The sequence below is a fragment of the Pseudomonas sp. F007 genome (assembly GCF_057814275.1).
This window is the reverse complement of record NZ_JBVATA010000015.1, coordinates 48,559-65,156: the sequence shown is the minus strand read 5'-3', so window position 1 is coordinate 65,156 and position 16,598 is coordinate 48,559. Positions and strand designations below refer to the sequence as shown.

General features: G+C 61.1%; 14 protein-coding genes. 6 read left to right on the top strand and 8 right to left on the bottom strand.

The window, feature by feature from the left end:
* The 3 genes from ACZYR5_RS29310 to ACZYR5_RS29300 all read right to left on the bottom strand — a co-directional run.
* The coding region (locus tag ACZYR5_RS29310) for an ABC transporter permease subunit (protein ID WP_489092749.1) at positions 1-1,006 on the bottom strand (1,006 nt) is incomplete at its 3' end.
* 76 nt (positions 1,007-1,082) lie between these two features.
* The gene (locus tag ACZYR5_RS29305) at positions 1,083-2,684 is read right to left on the bottom strand and encodes an ABC transporter substrate-binding protein (RefSeq protein ID WP_489092750.1); all 1,602 of its coding nucleotides are present in this window, start codon (positions 2,682-2,684) and stop codon (positions 1,083-1,085) included.
* A 344-nt stretch (positions 2,685-3,028) separates the two neighbouring features.
* The gene (locus tag ACZYR5_RS29300; protein WP_489092751.1) at positions 3,029-3,595 is read right to left on the bottom strand and encodes a cupin domain-containing protein; all 567 of its coding nucleotides are present in this window, start codon (positions 3,593-3,595) and stop codon (positions 3,029-3,031) included.
* 159 nt (positions 3,596-3,754) lie between these two features.
* Between ACZYR5_RS29300 and ACZYR5_RS29295 the strand changes: the two genes are divergently transcribed.
* Positions 3,755-4,972 carry a M24 family metallopeptidase gene (locus tag ACZYR5_RS29295; RefSeq protein WP_489092752.1) on the top strand — a complete coding sequence of 406 codons (1,218 nt, stop codon included), beginning with the start codon at positions 3,755-3,757 and terminating at the stop codon, positions 4,970-4,972.
* A gap of 69 nt (positions 4,973-5,041) precedes the next feature.
* Here ACZYR5_RS29295 and ACZYR5_RS29290 read toward each other — a convergent pair whose 3' ends face one another.
* From ACZYR5_RS29290 to ACZYR5_RS29275, 4 genes are all read right to left on the bottom strand, one after another.
* Positions 5,042-6,343 carry an MFS transporter gene (locus tag ACZYR5_RS29290; protein WP_489092753.1) on the bottom strand — a complete coding sequence of 434 codons (1,302 nt, stop codon included), beginning with the start codon at positions 6,341-6,343 and terminating at the stop codon, positions 5,042-5,044.
* 47 nt (positions 6,344-6,390) lie between these two features.
* Entirely contained in the window at positions 6,391-7,548 is a 1,158-nt protein-coding gene (tcuB, locus tag ACZYR5_RS29285) for a tricarballylate utilization 4Fe-4S protein TcuB (RefSeq protein ID WP_489092754.1), read from the bottom strand.
* The gene (tcuA, locus tag ACZYR5_RS29280) at positions 7,535-8,989 is read right to left on the bottom strand and encodes an FAD-dependent tricarballylate dehydrogenase TcuA (RefSeq protein ID WP_489092755.1); all 1,455 of its coding nucleotides are present in this window, start codon (positions 8,987-8,989) and stop codon (positions 7,535-7,537) included. Before tcuA ends, tcuB begins: the two co-directional genes overlap by 14 nt.
* 155 nt (positions 8,990-9,144) lie before the next feature.
* Positions 9,145-10,080 carry a LysR family transcriptional regulator gene (locus ACZYR5_RS29275; protein ID WP_489092756.1) on the bottom strand — a complete coding sequence of 312 codons (936 nt, stop codon included), beginning with the start codon at positions 10,078-10,080 and terminating at the stop codon, positions 9,145-9,147.
* Positions 10,081-10,355: 275 nt separating this feature from the next.
* Here ACZYR5_RS29275 and ACZYR5_RS29270 point away from each other — a divergent pair, with 275 nt between their 5' ends.
* Positions 10,356-10,934, top strand: a complete 579-nt coding sequence (locus tag ACZYR5_RS29270; RefSeq protein WP_489092757.1) for a lipid-binding SYLF domain-containing protein — start codon at positions 10,356-10,358, stop codon at positions 10,932-10,934.
* Positions 10,935-11,124: 190 nt separating this feature from the next.
* The gene (locus ACZYR5_RS29265) at positions 11,125-13,044 is read left to right on the top strand and encodes a tyrosine-protein phosphatase (protein ID WP_489092758.1); all 1,920 of its coding nucleotides are present in this window, start codon (positions 11,125-11,127) and stop codon (positions 13,042-13,044) included.
* A gap of 45 nt (positions 13,045-13,089) precedes the next feature.
* On the opposite strand, the gene ACZYR5_RS29260 is transcribed toward ACZYR5_RS29265, so the two are convergent.
* A complete protein-coding gene (locus ACZYR5_RS29260; RefSeq protein WP_489092804.1) occupies positions 13,090-14,031 on the bottom strand; it encodes a helix-turn-helix transcriptional regulator in 942 nt (313 codons plus the stop codon).
* A gap of 305 nt (positions 14,032-14,336) precedes the next feature.
* On the opposite strand from ACZYR5_RS29260, the gene ACZYR5_RS29255 reads away from it, so the two are divergent.
* The 3 genes from ACZYR5_RS29255 (at position 14,337) to ACZYR5_RS29245 (ending at position 16,583) form a co-directional block, all read left to right on the top strand.
* Positions 14,337-15,113 carry a transporter substrate-binding domain-containing protein gene (locus ACZYR5_RS29255; protein ID WP_489092759.1) on the top strand — a complete coding sequence of 259 codons (777 nt, stop codon included), beginning with the start codon at positions 14,337-14,339 and terminating at the stop codon, positions 15,111-15,113.
* Positions 15,114-15,174: 61 nt separating this feature from the next.
* Positions 15,175-15,852 carry an amino acid ABC transporter permease gene (locus tag ACZYR5_RS29250; RefSeq protein ID WP_489092760.1) on the top strand — a complete coding sequence of 226 codons (678 nt, stop codon included), beginning with the start codon at positions 15,175-15,177 and terminating at the stop codon, positions 15,850-15,852.
* Positions 15,849-16,583, top strand: a complete 735-nt coding sequence (locus ACZYR5_RS29245; RefSeq protein ID WP_489092761.1) for an amino acid ABC transporter ATP-binding protein — start codon at positions 15,849-15,851, stop codon at positions 16,581-16,583. Before ACZYR5_RS29250 ends, ACZYR5_RS29245 begins: the two co-directional genes overlap by 4 nt.
* The last annotated feature ends 15 nt before the right edge of the window (positions 16,584-16,598 follow it).

The following is a 16,598-nucleotide window of genomic DNA, read 5'->3' as shown; positions in this document are numbered from 1 at the left end:
GCTGGTGACGGATGCGTGGGTTGGCAAAGCCGTAGAGGATGTCCACCACGAAGTTGACCAGGATCACCAGGCAGGCGATCAGCAAAATACCGTTTTGCACCACCGGATAATCCCGGGCGCCGATGGCTTCGATCAGCCATTTGCCGATGCCCGGCCAGGAGAAAATGGTCTCGGTCAGCACCGCGCCGGCAAGCAGGGTCCCGACCTGCAGGCCGACCACCGTCAGCACCGGGATCAGCGCGTTGCGCAGGCCGTGGACAAACACCACGCGCGCCGGCGACAGGCCTTTGGCCTTGGCGGTGCGGATGTAGTCTTCGCGCAGCACTTCGAGCATCGAGGAACGGGTCATCCGCGCAATCACCGCCAGCGGGATGGTGCCGAGCACAATGGCCGGCAGGATCAGGTGGTGCAGGGCGTCGAAAAAGGCGTCGGGCTCGTCGGCCAGCAGGGTGTCGATCAGCATGAAACCGGTGCGCGGCTCGATGTCGTAGAGCAGGTCGATGCGTCCTGACACCGGGGTCCAGCCCAGGCTGACGGAGAAGAACATGATCAGGATCAGGCCCCACCAGAAGATCGGCATCGAATAACCAGCGAGGGAAATGCCCATCACCCCGTGGTCAAACAAGGACCCGCGCTTGAGCGCCGCAATCACCCCGGCCAGCAGGCCGAGGATGCTGGCGAAAAGCAGGGCGGCCATGGACAGCTCGAGGGTCGCCGGGAACAGCGAAGTGAACTCGGTCCACACGCTCTCGCGGGTGCGCAGCGATTCGCCCAGGTCGCCCTGGGCCAGTTTGCCGACGTAGTCCAGGTATTGGGCGTACAGCGGCTTGTTCAATCCAAGGCGTTCCATTGCCTGAGCGTGCATTTCGGGGTCGACGCGACGTTCGCCCATCATGACTTCCACGGGGTCGCCGGGGATCATGCGAATCAACGCGAACGTCAGCAGGGTGATGCCGAAGAACGTGGGGATCAGCAGTCCCAGTCGGCGGAAAATAAAACTCAGCATTGGGGCGAGTCACTCCTTGTCGTGTGGGTCATGCAGGGGGGATGGATAAAGGGGCCGGCGCACCGGCCCCGTTTCGTCAGTTCTGGTTGGCGACGCCATAGAAGCTGCTGAGGCCGAAGGGGCTGATCTGGAAGTCCTTCACCGTGTCGCGCATCGGCTGGTAGACCGTGGAGTGGGCGACCGGGGTGATCGGCACCTGCGCCTTGAGTACATGCTGCGCTTCTTTATAGAGTGCGGTGCGCTGCTCCACGTCGGCGGTGGCCGCGGCGGCCTTCACCAGTTTTTCGTAGCCCGGATTGCACCACTTGGCGAAGTTGTTGCCGTTGACCGAACTGCAGCTGTAGAGGGTGCCCAGCCAGTTGTCCGGATCACCGTTGTCGCCGGTGAAGCCGATCAGCATGACGTCGTGCTCGCTGTTGTGGGCGCGCTTGATGTACTCGCCCCATTCGTAGCTGACGATCTTGGCCTTGATGCCGATCTTCGCCCAGTCGGCCTGGAGCATTTCCGCCATCAGCCTGGCATTGGGGTTGTACGGGCGCTGTACCGGCATGGCCCAGAGAGTGATCTCGGTGCCTTCTTTCACTCCGGCAGCGCTCAGCAGTTCCCGGGCTTTCTGCGGGTTGTAGGCCGGGTCCTTGATGGTGTCGTCGTAGGACCACTGGGTCGGTGGCAGGCCGTTGACGGCCAGTTGGCCGGCGCCCTGGTAGACGGCGTCGATGATTGCTTTCTTGTTGACCGCCATGTCCAGCGCCTGGCGCACTTCAAGCTGGTCGAACGGTTTGCGGGTGAAGTTGTAGGCGATGTAGCCGAGGTTGAAGCCCGGTTGGCTGGGCATGCGGATGTTCTTGTCGGCCTGCAGTGGCTTGATGTCGGCCGGACGCGGGAAGGCGGTGATCTGGCACTCGTTCTTCTTCAGCTTCTGCGTGCGCACCGAGGCGTCGGTGGTGATGGCGAAGATCAGGTTGTCGATCTTCACGTCTTCCGGCTTCCAGTAATCCTTGTTGCCCTTGTAGCGAATCTGCGCGTCTTTCTGGTACTTGCTGAACACGAATGGACCCGTGCCGATCGGCTTCTGGTTGATCTCCTGGGCCTTGCCTTCCTTGAGCAACTGCCCGGCGTATTCGGCCGACTGAATCGAAGCGAAGCTCATGGCCATGTTCTGGATAAAGGCGGCGTCGACGTCCTTGAGCGTAAAGGCGACGGTGTGCTCGTCGAGTTTTTCCACCTGGGTGATTTTTTCGTTCATGCCCATGTCGGTGAAGTAGGGGAACTCGGTGGGGTAGGCCTTGCGGAACGGCATGTCCTTGTCGAGCATGCGATTGAAGGTGAACAGCACGTCGTCGGCGTTGAAGTCGCGGGTCGGCTTGAAGTAGTCGGTGGTGTGGAACTTGACCCCTTCACGCAGGTGGAAGGTGTAGGTCCGGCCATCGGCAGAGAGATCCCAACTGGTGGCCAGCCCCGGGATGACTTTGGTACCGCCACGCTCGAACTGCGAGAGACGGTTGAACACGGTTTCGGCGGAGGCGTCGAAGTCGGTGCCCGTGGTGTACTGACCCGGGTCGAACCCGGCCGGGCTGCCTTCGGAGCAGAACACCAGGTTGCTGGCAGCGTAGGTGCAGCCGGAGCCGAGGATCAGGCCGGCAGCGATCAGGGTTTTGAGCGTGGTTGTCTTGCGCATGCGAACCTCATTGTTGTTATTTTTGAGGGCGGCAGATCAGGTCGTTGAAGGCTGGGGGGATGCACCTGACCCTGCGGTTTTACGGACCATGGCTCGGGCGCTGGCGCTGAGGGGGGAAGGAACCTCGCGCCGTCTCCGGCCGAGGCAGAATTTAAGTGAATCTAAAATTAAGTTCAACTTAAATTCAGTAGGGCTTACTTTTGTGGTGAGGCCTCGAAATGCAGACGACGCCCCCTGTGGGAGCTGGCTTGCCAGCGAAAAACGTCAACGATAACGCGACCTGTCTGGATGCGCACGGCGCCCTCAGGTTTTTCGCTGGCAAGCCAGCTCCTACAGATTTGCGGTCAACCCGCAGGATGATCGTCCAGCAAGCCACCCATGGTGGTCACCACCAGCACTTCCGCCACTTCATCCCCCGCATTGGCAATGGAGTGCGGCTTGGTCGAGTCGAAATGCACCGAGCCACCAGGGCCGAGCGGGTAGGGATGGCCGTCGATGGTGTAGACGATCTGACCGCAGAGCACATAGGTGAACTCGGCACCGTCGTGGGAGATCAGCTCGGACTGGTAACCCACCGCCATGGTCATCTTCATCGCGTTGAGCAGATTGCCCGGGAAGCTGCTGGACAGGCGCTCGTAGACCAGTGGCTGGTTGCCAATGGAATAGCGCACGCGCTGGCCCGGGTGGGAGTCGGGCTGGGGCTGGGTCGGCTGGTCGAACAGGGTATTGAGGGGAATGCCCAGGGAACCGGCAATGCGCGCCAGGGAAGAGATCGACACGCCAGTGAGGTTACGCTCCGCCTGCGACAGGAAGCTGGCGGTGAGGCCCGCCTCGGTGGCGACCTGGTTAAGGGTCTTGTTGGCGGCGCGCCGGTAGCGACGCAGCCGTTCGCCGATCAGTTCTTCGGTCATTGGCGTGGCTCGTGATCACAAAGGCGCCAGTATAACGGGGGACGCCTCGCAGAAAAGGCTTTTCGCCGGAGAGAAATTAAGTGTCACTGAAAAGACGCCTTGACGATGATTTAAGTCGGGCTTAAATTTTGTCAGCGCAATATCACTTGGGAGAACGCGATGACAGTGGGTGTAGGTGGCAAAACTGCGGAACAGGCGCTGGCCGGCCTGACGAACATGACTGCGGGCATGCAGCCCATTGGCCTCGATGAGTACCAGGCACGTATCGCCAAGGCCCAGGGCCTGATGCGCGAGCAGGGCATTGCCGCTCTCTATCTCAATGCCGGCAGCAACCTGCGTTACTTCACCGGGGTCAAGTGGAACCCGAGCGAACGCCTGGTCGGCGCCGTGCTGCCCGCCAACGGCCCGCTGGCCTACATCGCTCCGGCCTTTGAAGAAGGCACCATCCGCGATTTCCGCGAGGTCGACGGGGTGATCCATGGCTGGCAGGAACACGAGAACCCCTACCGCCTGCTGCTCGACATTTTCGCTGGCCTGGGGATCGCCGCCGACGCCGTAGTGGGCCTCTGTCCGTCCCTGGCGTTCTTTATGTTCGACGGCATCCGTCGCCTCGGATCGGGCTTCGAATTCGTGGATGCTTCTTGCGTGATCAACCCGTGCCGCTATCACAAATCCGCGACGGAACTGGCGCTGATGCAGCGTGCCAAGGACATGACCCTGGAAGTGCAAAAGGCCGCCGCCAGCATCCTGCGCGTCGGCATCAGCACCACCGAGGTCGCCGAGTTCATTCGCGAGGCGCACCGCAAGGTTGGCGCCCCGGGCTCGACCTTTTGCATCGTGCTGTTCGGCGAGGCCAGCGCTTTCCCCCACGGGGTCAAGCACGCGCAGGTGCTCAAGGACGGCGACATGGTGCTGATCGACACTGGCTGCCTGCTCCACGGCTACCAGTCGGATATCACCCGCAGCTACGTGTTTGGCACCCCGAGCGAGCGTCAGCGCGCCCTGTGGAACCTGGAAAAGACCGCCCAGCAGGCGGCCTTCGACGCTGCTCGCCTGGGCCAGCCGTGCGAGGCCGCAGATGCCGCCGCGCGCCTCAGCCTGGAAGCTGCCGGCCTCGGTCCGGACTACCAGTTGCCGGGCCTGCCGCATCGCACCGGCCACGGCATCGGCCTGGACATTCACGAAGGCCCCTACCTGGTGCGCGGTGACCAGACGCCGCTGGCCGAAGGCATGTGCTTCTCCAACGAGCCGATGATTTGCGTGCCGGGGGAGTTCGGTATTCGCCTGGAGGATCACTTCTACATGACCGCCAATGGCCCGCGCTGGTTTACCCAGCCGAGCCACAGCGTGGACGATCCATTCGGGTTGCAGGCCTGAGGAGAGGCGGGATCGCGACGGACGCAGCGCACTCCTGGCGCTGCGTCTGGTGAAGCACCGATGAGCGAATTAAGCGGTCCGGGCGGCCAGGGCTTTTTGCCGGCGATACAGAATCGTCGTCGCCGTGAACCCGCACACCGCCGCGAACATCAGCCAGTAGGCCGGTGATGCCTTGTCGCCGGTGGCCTGCACCAGCAAGGTCGAGATAGCCGGGGTAAACCCACCGAACACCGCCGTGGCCAGACTGAAGGCCAGGGAAAACCCGACGACCCGCACATTCTGTGGCATGACTTCGGTCAGCGCCGCGACCATCGCGCCGTTGTAAATGCCGAAGAAAAACGAGAAGTACAGCAGCACCGCGAGCAGTCGTTCGAAACTCGCCGCCGCTGCCAGCCAGTGCATCGCGGGATAGGCCGTGAGGATGCACAGCAGCGATATTCCCAGCAACAGTGAGCGACGGCCAATGCGATCGGAGAGGGCGCCGCCGATCGGCAGCCAGATAAAGTTGCTGATACCGACCAGCAGCGTCACCACCAGGCTGTCGGTGGTGCTCAGGTTCAGCACGGTCCGGCCAAAGGTCGGGGTGTAGACCGTAATCAGGTAGAAGGTGGTGGTGGTCATCGATGCCAGCAAGCCGCCCGCCAGCACGGTGCGCCAGTTGTCACGCATCGAGCGAAACACTTCACGGGTGGTAGGACGATGGCTGCGCGCACTGAAGGCGGCGGTTTCTTCCAGTGAGCGGCGGATGATGAAAATGAACGGGATGATCACGCAGCCAATGAAGAACGGAATACGCCATCCCCATTCGGCGATTTCAGCGGCTTGCAGCGTCGCGTTGATGCCGTAGCCCAACGCAGCGGCAACGACAATCGCCACCTGTTGACTGGCCGACTGCCAACTGGTGTAGAAACCGGTGTGGCCGGGGGTGGCGATCTCCGCCAGGTACACGGAAACGCCGCCCATTTCCGCGCCGGCGGAGAAACCCTGCAGCAGCCTGCCCAGCAGCACCAGGATCGGCGCCGCGATGCCGATGGCGGCATAACCCGGCACCAGGGCGATCAAGACGGTCCCGGCGGCCATGATCGACAACGTCACGATCAAACCCTTGCGCCGGCCCACCTTGTCGATGTACGCCCCCAGCACAATCGCGCCCAGCGGCCGCATCAGGAATCCGGAGCCGAACACCGCGAAGGTCATCATCAACGAGGCAAATTCGCTGGTGGCCGGGAAGAACGTCCGGGAGATGTAGGTCGCGTAGAAGCCGAACAGAAAGAAGTCGAACTGCTCGAGAAAATTACCGCTGGTGACCCGCAAAATGGCGCCAAACTTGGACCTCTTGGCCGGGGTTGTTGCCGTTGTCGTTTTCATCATGGCTACCGTTGTGCTCACTGTTATTTTTGGAATGAGTGCTTCAGCCGTCAGTCGCTGCCGGCGTTGATCGGATTGGGTTGACGCTTCTCGATGGCGTGTTTGAGCAGCGCTGCGCTGCGGAATATTCCGTGGGCGAATTTGCTGTAGGGCATGGTCAGGAAGAACGCCATGACCAACCCGAGATGCACGGCCAGCATCAAGCCCAGGGCGCTGGTTTCGCGCACGGCCAGGAGCGCCAGGCCGCTTGCGCTGACCAGCCAGAGCAGGGCGATGAAGCCGCGATCCATGGGTTTTTGCCGGGCATCGCCGTGCTCCGAATTACGTCGCAGGCTCAGCCACAGAAGGCCTGCCGGGCCGATCAGCAGGCCGATGCCGCCGGCAATACCGAGGATCACCGGCACGCTGAAGATCGGGTAGGGCGCCGACCAGTTCAGCACGTAGTGGAACAGCGTGGCGACGCCGGTGGCGGCGAAGCACAGCATGAAACCGTAGAAGGTCAGGTGGTGGAACCGCCGGCGCCACAAGGTGAATTGATCGTCGGCGTTGTTGCAGCCTGCGCCGTGCCCGCCATCCAGGTATTTGAGCGTGGCGACGCTGGCCGTAGCCTCCACTGCCGCAGAGGTTTTCAACGGCAGCGGCGCTGCGACCGGTGAGACGTTGCGCCAGAAACGCCGTACCCCCAGGGTCAGGGCCAGTACTGCAAAGCCGAACACCGAGCCGAACATCAGCGCCAGGGTGTTGTGCGGGAAGATCTTGTAGAAGTCACCCCCGGGAATGGCCGTGAACAGGTTGCCCATGAGCAACAGGGTCAGGCACAGGAACAACGACAGTCCGCCGCCGGCCGCCAGCGCCAGGGTCAGGCCATTGCGCTGGTACAGCTTGCCCAGCGCGGGCGGCCAGGCGTATTCGGCGTAGGTGTCCAGGCGCACTTTGGCCATGGCCTTGGGGATGTTGACCTCGAATTCGTGCGGTGCAGCGTACTGACAGGCGTGCAGGCACGCGCCGCAGTTATGGCACAGGTTCGCCAGGTAGTGGACGTCGGCCTGGGTGAATTCCAGGCGTCGGGTCATCGCCGGAAATACCGCACAAAAGCCTTCGCAATAGCGGCAGGCATTGCAGATGGTCATCTGCCGCTGGACTTCAGTTTCGTCAAGATTCAGCACCGGGATCAACCCGCCCGATGCCTGGGGATCAAACAGTTGCATGTCGCGACTCCGTTTTTGCAGTTGGAACGCCAAAACCCACCGATGCGGCCGCCTGCGCACCGGCGATGCGCCCGAACGCAGTACCGATGGCCATGCCGATGCCGGCGGTGTAGCCCTTGCCCAGCACATTGCCTGCCATCATTTCTCCCGCGACGAACAGGTTGGGGCTCGCTTTGCCGTTGAAATGCACGGCCGCGGTTTCGTCGGTGGCCAGGCCCAGGTAGGTGAAGGTGACACCCGGTTTCAGCGGGTAGGCGTAGAAGGGTGGTTTCACCAATGGCCGCGCCCAATGGGTCTTGGCCGGCTGCAGGCCTTCGGTGTGACAGTCGTCCAGCGCGGTGTGATCGAAGGTGCCGACGCGGCAGGCGCGGTTGTAGTCCTCGACCGTCTTGACGAATGTTGCTTCAGGCAGCTGCAACTGCCGGGCAAGGTCCTGCAGGGTGTTGGCGGTGGTGCCGGGAAAGACCGGCGGCATGAAACGGCCGAGGGCTTGCTGATCGATGATCGAATACGCCTGCTGGCCGGGCTGTCCGGCGACCAGGCGGCCCCAGATCGCATAGCGTTTTGGCCAGAAATCCTCACCTTCGTCGTAGAAACGTTCGCCCTCCCGATTGACCACCACCCCCAGGGATACGCAGTCGATCCGGGTGCAAATGCCGCCGTCGTACAGCGGTGCGCGGGCATCGATCGCGACCATGTGGGCTTGCGTCGGGTCGCCGATCACATCGGCGCCCAGCTCGAGCATGCGCTTGAGCACGACGCCGGTGTTGAAGCGGGTGCCGCGGATCAGGAAATTGTCCGATGGCCATTCACCGCGCTCGTTCTGCCCCCAGGCTTCGCGCAACCATTCGCGGTTGGATTCGAAGCCGCCGGCGGCCAACACGCAGGCCCGGGCTGCAATGCGCTCCGCAGGCAAACGCTGTCCATCGACTTCACGTTCGCCAATATGCGCGGCGACGAACTTGCCGCCGTCCAGCTCGATATCGGCGACAGGCGCGTTATAGCGAATGTTGATGCCCAGGCGCTCGGCGCTGCGGAAGTACGCATTGATCAGCGCCTTGCCGCCGCCCATGAAGAAGGCGTTGGTCCGCGCCACGTGCAAAGCACCCGACAGTGACGGCTGAAAATGCACGCCGTGCGAGCGCATCCAGTCACGGCAGGAAGACGAGGCCCGAATGGCAATGCGCGCCAGTTTTTCATCGGTCAGGCCGCCGGTGACCTTCAACAGGTCCTGCCAGTATTCTTCTTCCGGATAGGCGTCGACCAGTACATCCTGAGGGGCGTCGTGCATGCACCGAAGGTTGCGGGTGTGCTGGGAATTGCCCCCGCGCCAGATTTTCGGTGAGGCTTCCAGCACCATCACACTGGCGCCGGCTTCGCGCGCCATCAGTGCGGCGCACAAGGCGGCGTTGCCTCCCCCTATGACTAAGACATCGATCATTCTCGTTCCTCGATTGGCAAGGAAGCGGGAACCAGGTGCTCCTTGCGAGTGGGGGAACGATAGGGGGGGCGGGGGATGCGTCGAAAGGCTGCTTTTGACGCGGGGTGTTTAGTTTTTCTAAAGGCTTTGCCGCGAGGAGGGCGGTTGCAGCGGGCTTACGCGTCCAGCCCTTCGATCCACGTCGCCCCTGGCCATTGCTTGTCGACGACCAATTGCCGCGCCACATCGACAATGACCAGGCGCGTTGCCAACGCCGCCGGAGACAGCTCGTCGTCGGCCAGGGTTGCCAGCAGATTGCGCCGCCCGACATGGGCATCGGCAATCCTCACCAGCGACAGCCCGGAGCCGTCTTTCAACGCCGCGGCCGCCCCCGGTTGAATGGTCGCCGCGTGCCCGGCGCGAACGGCGTTCATCAGCACCGCGAGTCCGTCGACCTCCATGATCACATTGGGCGTCAGCCCAACTCGCTCGAAGGCGCTGACCAGTGTCGAGCGCAATCCATGTTGCACGCTCGGCATCACCAGCGGCAGGCCGCCAAGGTCGGCCAGTTGCACCTCGTCACCGGACGGCGCCTGCGGCACGCCGGGCGCGGCAATCACAAAGAGCTTTTCGTCCAGCAAGGGGGTCACGCTCCAGCGCTTGCCCCCTTCGAGCTGGAACAGGATGGCCAGGTCAATTTGCCGTGCATTGAGCTGCGCCGCCAGGTGACCGGAGAGCATTTCCACCAGATGCAGCTGGATGTCCGGATACCGCGCACGCATGGCATTGATCAGCGGCAACGCGAGCACCGTCGCGGTGGTCGGTGGCAGGCCGACGCTGACATACCCGCTCATGCGCCCGCGATGGGCCGCCATGATCGCGTTTTCCGCCTGGCGCAGAGTCAATTGAGCATGATGGAGAAAGCCGACCCCGGCGCTGGTGGGCGTCACGCCGGTGGAGGTTCGATTCAGCAGGCGCACGCACAGTTCGCTTTCCAGCTTGGCGATTTGTTGACTGAGGGCCGACACCCCGACGTCCAGCTCCAGCGCCGCCCGCCCGAGGCTGCCGAGCTCGATGATTTTGACGAAATAGCGCAGTTGTCTCAGTTCCAAATGGGGCGGCTCCTGGCGGATTTGATTTGGGGGACTGTTCGTTTGTCCAACCCTTTGCCAATTTAAGCGTCTGGTACGGCCAAGATCTACGACGCAACATCATACCGACTCATTTGCGCACTTCATCGCCTTGTATTTGACCAACCGCCGAGCAGGGCTAAAGTCCAATTGTTCGGTGGACTTCGCAATAAAGGTCTGACCTGTCAGGCGTTGATCCGCAACGGCTGTCGCCTCACAGGTTGCGCAATCGCCAAGTTGGAACAAGAGTATTCCCTATGATCAAACACCTTCAAACAATCGCTTTGATTTCCATCTTCGCAATCACTGCCGGGTGCCAAACGGATCAAGCAACTTCCGCCACGGGTGCGAACGTTGTGAAGGGCGCGAACGCTGAGATGGATCAGGAGGCGAAAGCGGCGTTAAAGAGTTTGTATGCCAGTACGCCGCAAGCGCGTGACCTGGCGCGCAAAGCCAAGGGAATCCTGGTTTTCCCTGATGTGCTGAAAGCGGGTCTGATCGTCGGTGGACAGCATGGCGAAGGCGAATTGATCGAGAACGGCAAAGTGACCGGGTACTACGCAACGACTGCCGCTTCATACGGTCTTCAGGCGGGTGCGCAGAAGTTTGCTTACGTGATGTTCTTCATGACCTATTCGGCGATGAACGATCTGAAAGATGTCAAAGGATTCGAGGTCGGCGTGGGCCCAAGCATTGTGGTGGTGGATTCGGGCGTGGCCAAGTCGCTGACCACTGCAACGGCTCAGTCCGATGTCTATGCGTTCATCTTTGATCAGAAGGGCTTGATGGCTGGGCTGGGATTGCAGGGTTCAAAAATCACCCGGCTGAATCGCTGAAGCCGTCGCTCGGTCGCTTCACGGGAGGCTCAAGCGACAGTGAGCCTCCGTCATTTTCCGGATCACGGACAAAAAACGAACTCGACGGACCCATCACGCACTGATTTTTCTCCGTGCGCGTTCTGTCATATTCGGTATTATTTCATTGCAGATAGTAGCCAGCCCATCGCTTGATCAATGAGGCTGCACCGTGTTTCCACGTCTTCTGTGTTCGCTGTCCGTTTTGTCATTGTCCATCGCCGCTGCCCAAGCCGCCGAGACTCACGTCCTCGATACTCCCCACCTGCGCAGCATTGATAACTTGCGTGATCTTGCGGGGACTACCAGTGCCTATTCCACGGCCGGGGATGGCACGATGCGTAGCGGGGTGTTCTATCGCTCCAACGCGCTGACCCCGTCTGCCGCGGACCTGGTCACCCTCAATTCCCTGGGCATCAAGGCCATCTATGACCTGCGCACACCCAGTGAGATTGCCGCCACACCCGACACAATGCTTACCGGTGCGACCTACGAAAACATCGACATCATCGGCAGCACCACGTCCGGTTCGAACATCACCACGGTCTCGTTCAAGAGTGCAGCCGATGCCATCGCGATGATGGAGCAGACCAACCGGGCATTTGTCAGTGACGCCGGCATGCGCAGCCAATTCACCCGACTGTTCAATGAGCTGGCCAGTGTCGAGGGTGCCGCGCTGTTTCACTGCACGGCTGGCAAGGACCGCACGGGCTGGACCGCGGCCGTATTGCAGAGCATTGCCGGGGTCGACAATGCCACGATCATGAGTAATTACCTGGCCACCAACGACTACACTGCCGCGCGTGTGGCGGCGACCCTGGGCAGCCTGCCGCCAGCGATGGCGGCCATTTATGCGCCGCTGCTCGGCGTCGAGGCCAGCTACCTGCAAGCCGGCCTGGACGAGGTCACCGCGCAGTACGGCAGCATGGACAACTACCTCAAGCAAGGCCTGGGGCTGACCCAGGAGACCCTCTATGTGCTGCGCGGCAAAATGGTCTACTACAACAGCCTTCCCGGCCAGGCAGAACTGATGGGCAACGCCGCCGCCGGCGCGCAGCTGTTGCAACAGCTGCAGAACAGCAGCCTCTCGGGCACCTACAGCGACTACAACTACTATCTGCAGTCGGCCATCGATGCGGGCGACCTGGCGGGCGTCCAGTCCACGGTCGGCGGTCAGGTGCACGCCGACGCGGCCAGTTACCTGCTGCGTCAAGGCGCGATGATCGATCAGGCGGCGGCGCCGTTTACCAGTGGCATGGATCTCAAGGTCGGCCAGTACCGCTTGTGGTCCACCGCGTTGGCGAGTTACCTGGGCACCGACGGTTCGTCCCAGGCCTCGAGCAGTAACGAGCACAGCCAGGGCCTGATGGTCGGCCTGACCCAGCGCTTCTCCGAACAACTCAGCGCCCATGCTGGCGTGGGGTACAGCAAGGGCAGCGTCGGCGGTGCGGGTGGCGAGGCGGACACCGACTTGAGCTTTGTCAGCATGGGCGCACGTTTCGCGATAGACGGCCTGGAACGCGGGCTGTTTGTCGACGCCGACGCCAGCGCCGGCTATATCGACTACGACAGCAAACGCGACCTGGGCAGCGGCCTCGGCACGGCCAAGGGCGAAAGCCACGGCAATCTCACCGGCGCGACCCTGGCGGTGGGCTATCGAGTGCCGCTCAGCGGCGTCACGCTGGAACCGAGCCTCGGCTTTCGCGTCAGTCATCTGAACCTGTCAGGTTTCCAGGAGAACGGCAGCGAGCTGGCCCTCGACGTCGACAGTATTCACCAAACCCGCCGCAGTGCCGTGGCCAACCTCAACGCAGCGTTCGCCCCGTTCGGCATGGGCGCCTGGCAACTGGTGCCGGGCGTGCAACTGGGCTATGAGCATGTGCTCGGCGATCATCAGGTCGACAGCCAAGGTCACCTGCTGGGTCTGGATATCGAACAGCGCGCCGCCTTCGATAATCGCGACCAGTTCACCACAGGCTTCAACCTCATGGCCAATCTCGGCCCGCTGAGCCTGGGTGCCGAAGTGGGTGCCAGCGCGGGCGGCGACAGCCACGGCTACAGCGGCGGGCTCAAGGGCAGCTATCTGTTCTGAGCAAGCACCTTGGGTTTGGGCCGCCAGGGTCTGGCGGCCGGAACCTTAATGCTCCGCTCGCGTGCGCCGTCCAGATTTCAGTTGCGCCGGGCTGATGCCATAGGCGCTCTGGAAATACTGGCAGAACCTGCCGACATTACTGAAGCCCAATCGCAACGCCACGTCAGTCACGGAAGGCGAATCGCGTTGGCCGAGCGCTTCGTACGCACGCTGCAGACGCACCTGTCGCTGGTACGCCACGATCGAGCTGCCCATGAATCGTCGGAAACCGTCCTGCAGCGCTCGCTGGCTGACGTTGGTCAATCGGGCCAGATCCGTCCCGCTGAGCAGATGCTCGGGATGCGCCTGAATGTGCTCGACCGCCAGCTTCACATGCCGTGGTGCGATCAACGGAGCAGGCTGTCGCAGGGCCTGGGTGAAATTATGCGGCCAGGCTTCCAGCACCGCGTCCAGCAGCATCTCGCGCAGCCGCGCTGGCATCAGTGTTGCGCTGTTGAGCAACGCATCGAACTCGGCGCCGGTGGCCAGATCAATCAATGCCTTGATCCCCTGGAATAGCGGATTCTTCAAATCAACCACGGGCTCGAAGACCAGCCGTTCGACAATGGGCTTTGCCAATAGCGCTGACAGTCGTTCAGTGAGCAACCCTCGCTTGATCGAAATGCCGTGCTGCGCATGATTGTCGATAAAGCGCATGGAACGAATGTCGACCCTGTCGATTGCCAGCCCGACCTGTGAAACGCCTACCGACTCGCCGGGGTGATTGACGATGAGGGTGCCGGCGGTAGGAATGACGAAGGTGATTTCGTCCTGGGGATCGGGAAAGATCACCGAGAAGTCGCCTCGATAATGCATGCGCCGAAAACTGACACCTTCATACCGGCCGTAGACGCCGCCGATGATGATGTTCGCGGGCGGGGGCAGCACGTCGGAATAACGATTGCCGAACATCTTGACGAACAACGCGCCGAAGTCATCGCTGCACATGTCGTTGGACCGGAGAATGATTTGCTGGCGGGACGAAATTGAGGACACCTGGGCTGGCACCTTGTAGTGAGGCTTTTTTTATCGGGGTGACGTGCGCGAGACCGAAGAGGGTAGCGGGCAAAGGTGACAGCTTGGTGACGGCTTGTTGTTCATGCCCCGGGGGAGCGCACCGAAGATGGCTGCGGAGTAAAAAATTCATATATAGTCGGTATTGAATTAATTAATCCACTGATTTACTCTCGATCCCACGTTGTACGAATTCAACGGCTGTTAGCACCTAAAAAAACAAACAATCGGGAGCAAACATGAAAGCGAAGATGATATTTGGATTGTTCATGACGGCCGCCGCGTCGCTGCCAGCCTGGGCCGCGGATTGGACCGTCGGTGCTAACGTCGGCAACGTGCCCTGGGAGTTTCAGGATGCCAAAGGCGAGTTTGTCGGCTTCGAAGTCGATGTTGTAAAAGAGGTGGCCAAACGGGCCGGAAAAAGCGTCGAGTTCGTCAACATTCCCTTCAACGGCCTGTTCAGTGCCGTGCAATCCAAACGTGTTGAAATCGCTATCTCATCCATCACTATCACGCCAAAACGTCTAGAGTCGGTGGCCTTTGCGCAGCCTTACTTCGACAGCGACCAGTCGCTCACTGCGCTGACCACCTCCAAGGTCAAAAGCCTGGCTGACATGAACGACAAGGTGGTCGGCGTCGACACCGGCTCGACCGGCGACATGTGGATCGGCCAACACAAGGACGAGTACAAGTTCGCCGATGTCTCGCGTTATGAAGGGCTCTCGCCGGCCATGCTCGATCTGGCCTCCGGACGAATCGATGGCTACCTCAGCGACATTCCGGCGGTGCTCTATTACATCAAGGACAAGCCGCAATATTCCATCGTCGCGCGCATTCCCACGGGTGAGCGCTACTCATTGATGCACGCCAAAGGCTGGGCAATGAGTGATCAGGTCAACGACATCATCAGCAAGATGAAAGAAGACGGCACCCTGGGGAACATCCACAAACAGTGGTTCGGCGCCGAGGCCGATAAAGACTCCAGCACCCTGAAAGTGACCGCCGTTCTCAAGTAAGCCCTGCTGCTGCGTATAAGTGGCGACGACGGTTCGCCATTTATATTGACCGAGGTATCCCATGGATCTTTTGCAGACATTCTTCAATTGGAACGTGCTCGTCGATTCGCTGCCGCTGATGATGCGCGGTTTGGGCGTGACCATTTTGCTTGGGGTGGTGAGCATTGCCCTGGGTCTGGTGGGCGGGCTGTTGCTGGCGTTGCTGCGGTTGTACTCCTACGCACCTGTTCGAGCGCTTGCGCGTGTCTACATCGATATCATGCGCTCTATTCCACTGCTGGTTTTACTGGTACTCATCTATTACGCGCTGCCTTTTGTCGGCATTCGACTGTCGTCTTTTGCGGCCGCTGCCAGTGCGCTCTCGCTGGTCTCCTGCGCCTACAGTGCGGAGATTTTTCGCTCGGGCATCGAGGCCATTCCCCGTGGTCAGTTCGAAGCGTCGGCCTCTCAAGGCATGAGCTTCTTCAACACCATGCGCGACGTGGTTTTACCCCAGGCCATCCGCATCGTCATGCCGCCGATGACCAGTAACTGCATCAATGTCATGAAAGACACGGCGCTCGCTTCAGTCGTCGCCATGCCCGACTTGTTGAAGCAGGCCACCCAGGCCCAGGCGCTGGCTGCCAACCCGACACCACTGGTGGGTGCGGCCTTGCTGTACCTGCTGCTACTGCTGCCGCTGGTACAAATGGTCAGTTGGGTTGAACGTCGTAACGCCTCTGGAGGAAAAACCGCATGAGTACGTTGATAGACATCGAAAAACTCGACAAGTACTACGGCAGCTTCAAGGCGCTGAGCAATATCAACCTGCAGGTGGAAGAGGGTGAGGTGGTGGTCATCCTTGGCCCGTCCGGCTCGGGAAAATCGACCTTGATTCGCTGTATCAATCTGCTTGAAGACTACCAGCAGGGCGATATTCGCGTGGGGGGAGAGCGGGTTGAAAACGGTCCGCGACTGAGCGCCATCCGCAGTGAAGTGGGTATGGTGTTCCAGGGCTTCAACCTCTATCCGCATCTCACTGTTCTGGACAACGTGTCGCTGGCGCCGATCCGCGTTCGCGGGCTGAGTCGGCGCGATGCTCACGCCAGGGCCAGGGAATTATTGGTGAAAGTCGGCATGGGCGATCACGCGCACAAGTACCCGAGTCAATTGTCGGGTGGCCAACAGCAGCGTGTTGCGATTGCCCGCACCATGGCCATGGAGCCGCGGGCGATTCTGTTCGACGAACCGACTTCGGCGCTCGACCCGGAAATGGTCGGCGAAGTACTCGATGTCATGCAAAACCTTGCTCGCTCCGGCGTCACCATGGTCGTGGTGACGCACGAAATGGGCTTTGCCCGGCGGGTCGCCGACCGGGTGATCTTCATGGAAAGCGGACGCATTGTTGAGCAGAACATCCCTGAACCCTTTTTTACTGCCCCCAAGGAACCTCGCACACAAGCGTTCCTGCAGGCCATCTTGCATCATTGACCCAGGCTGGAGAAA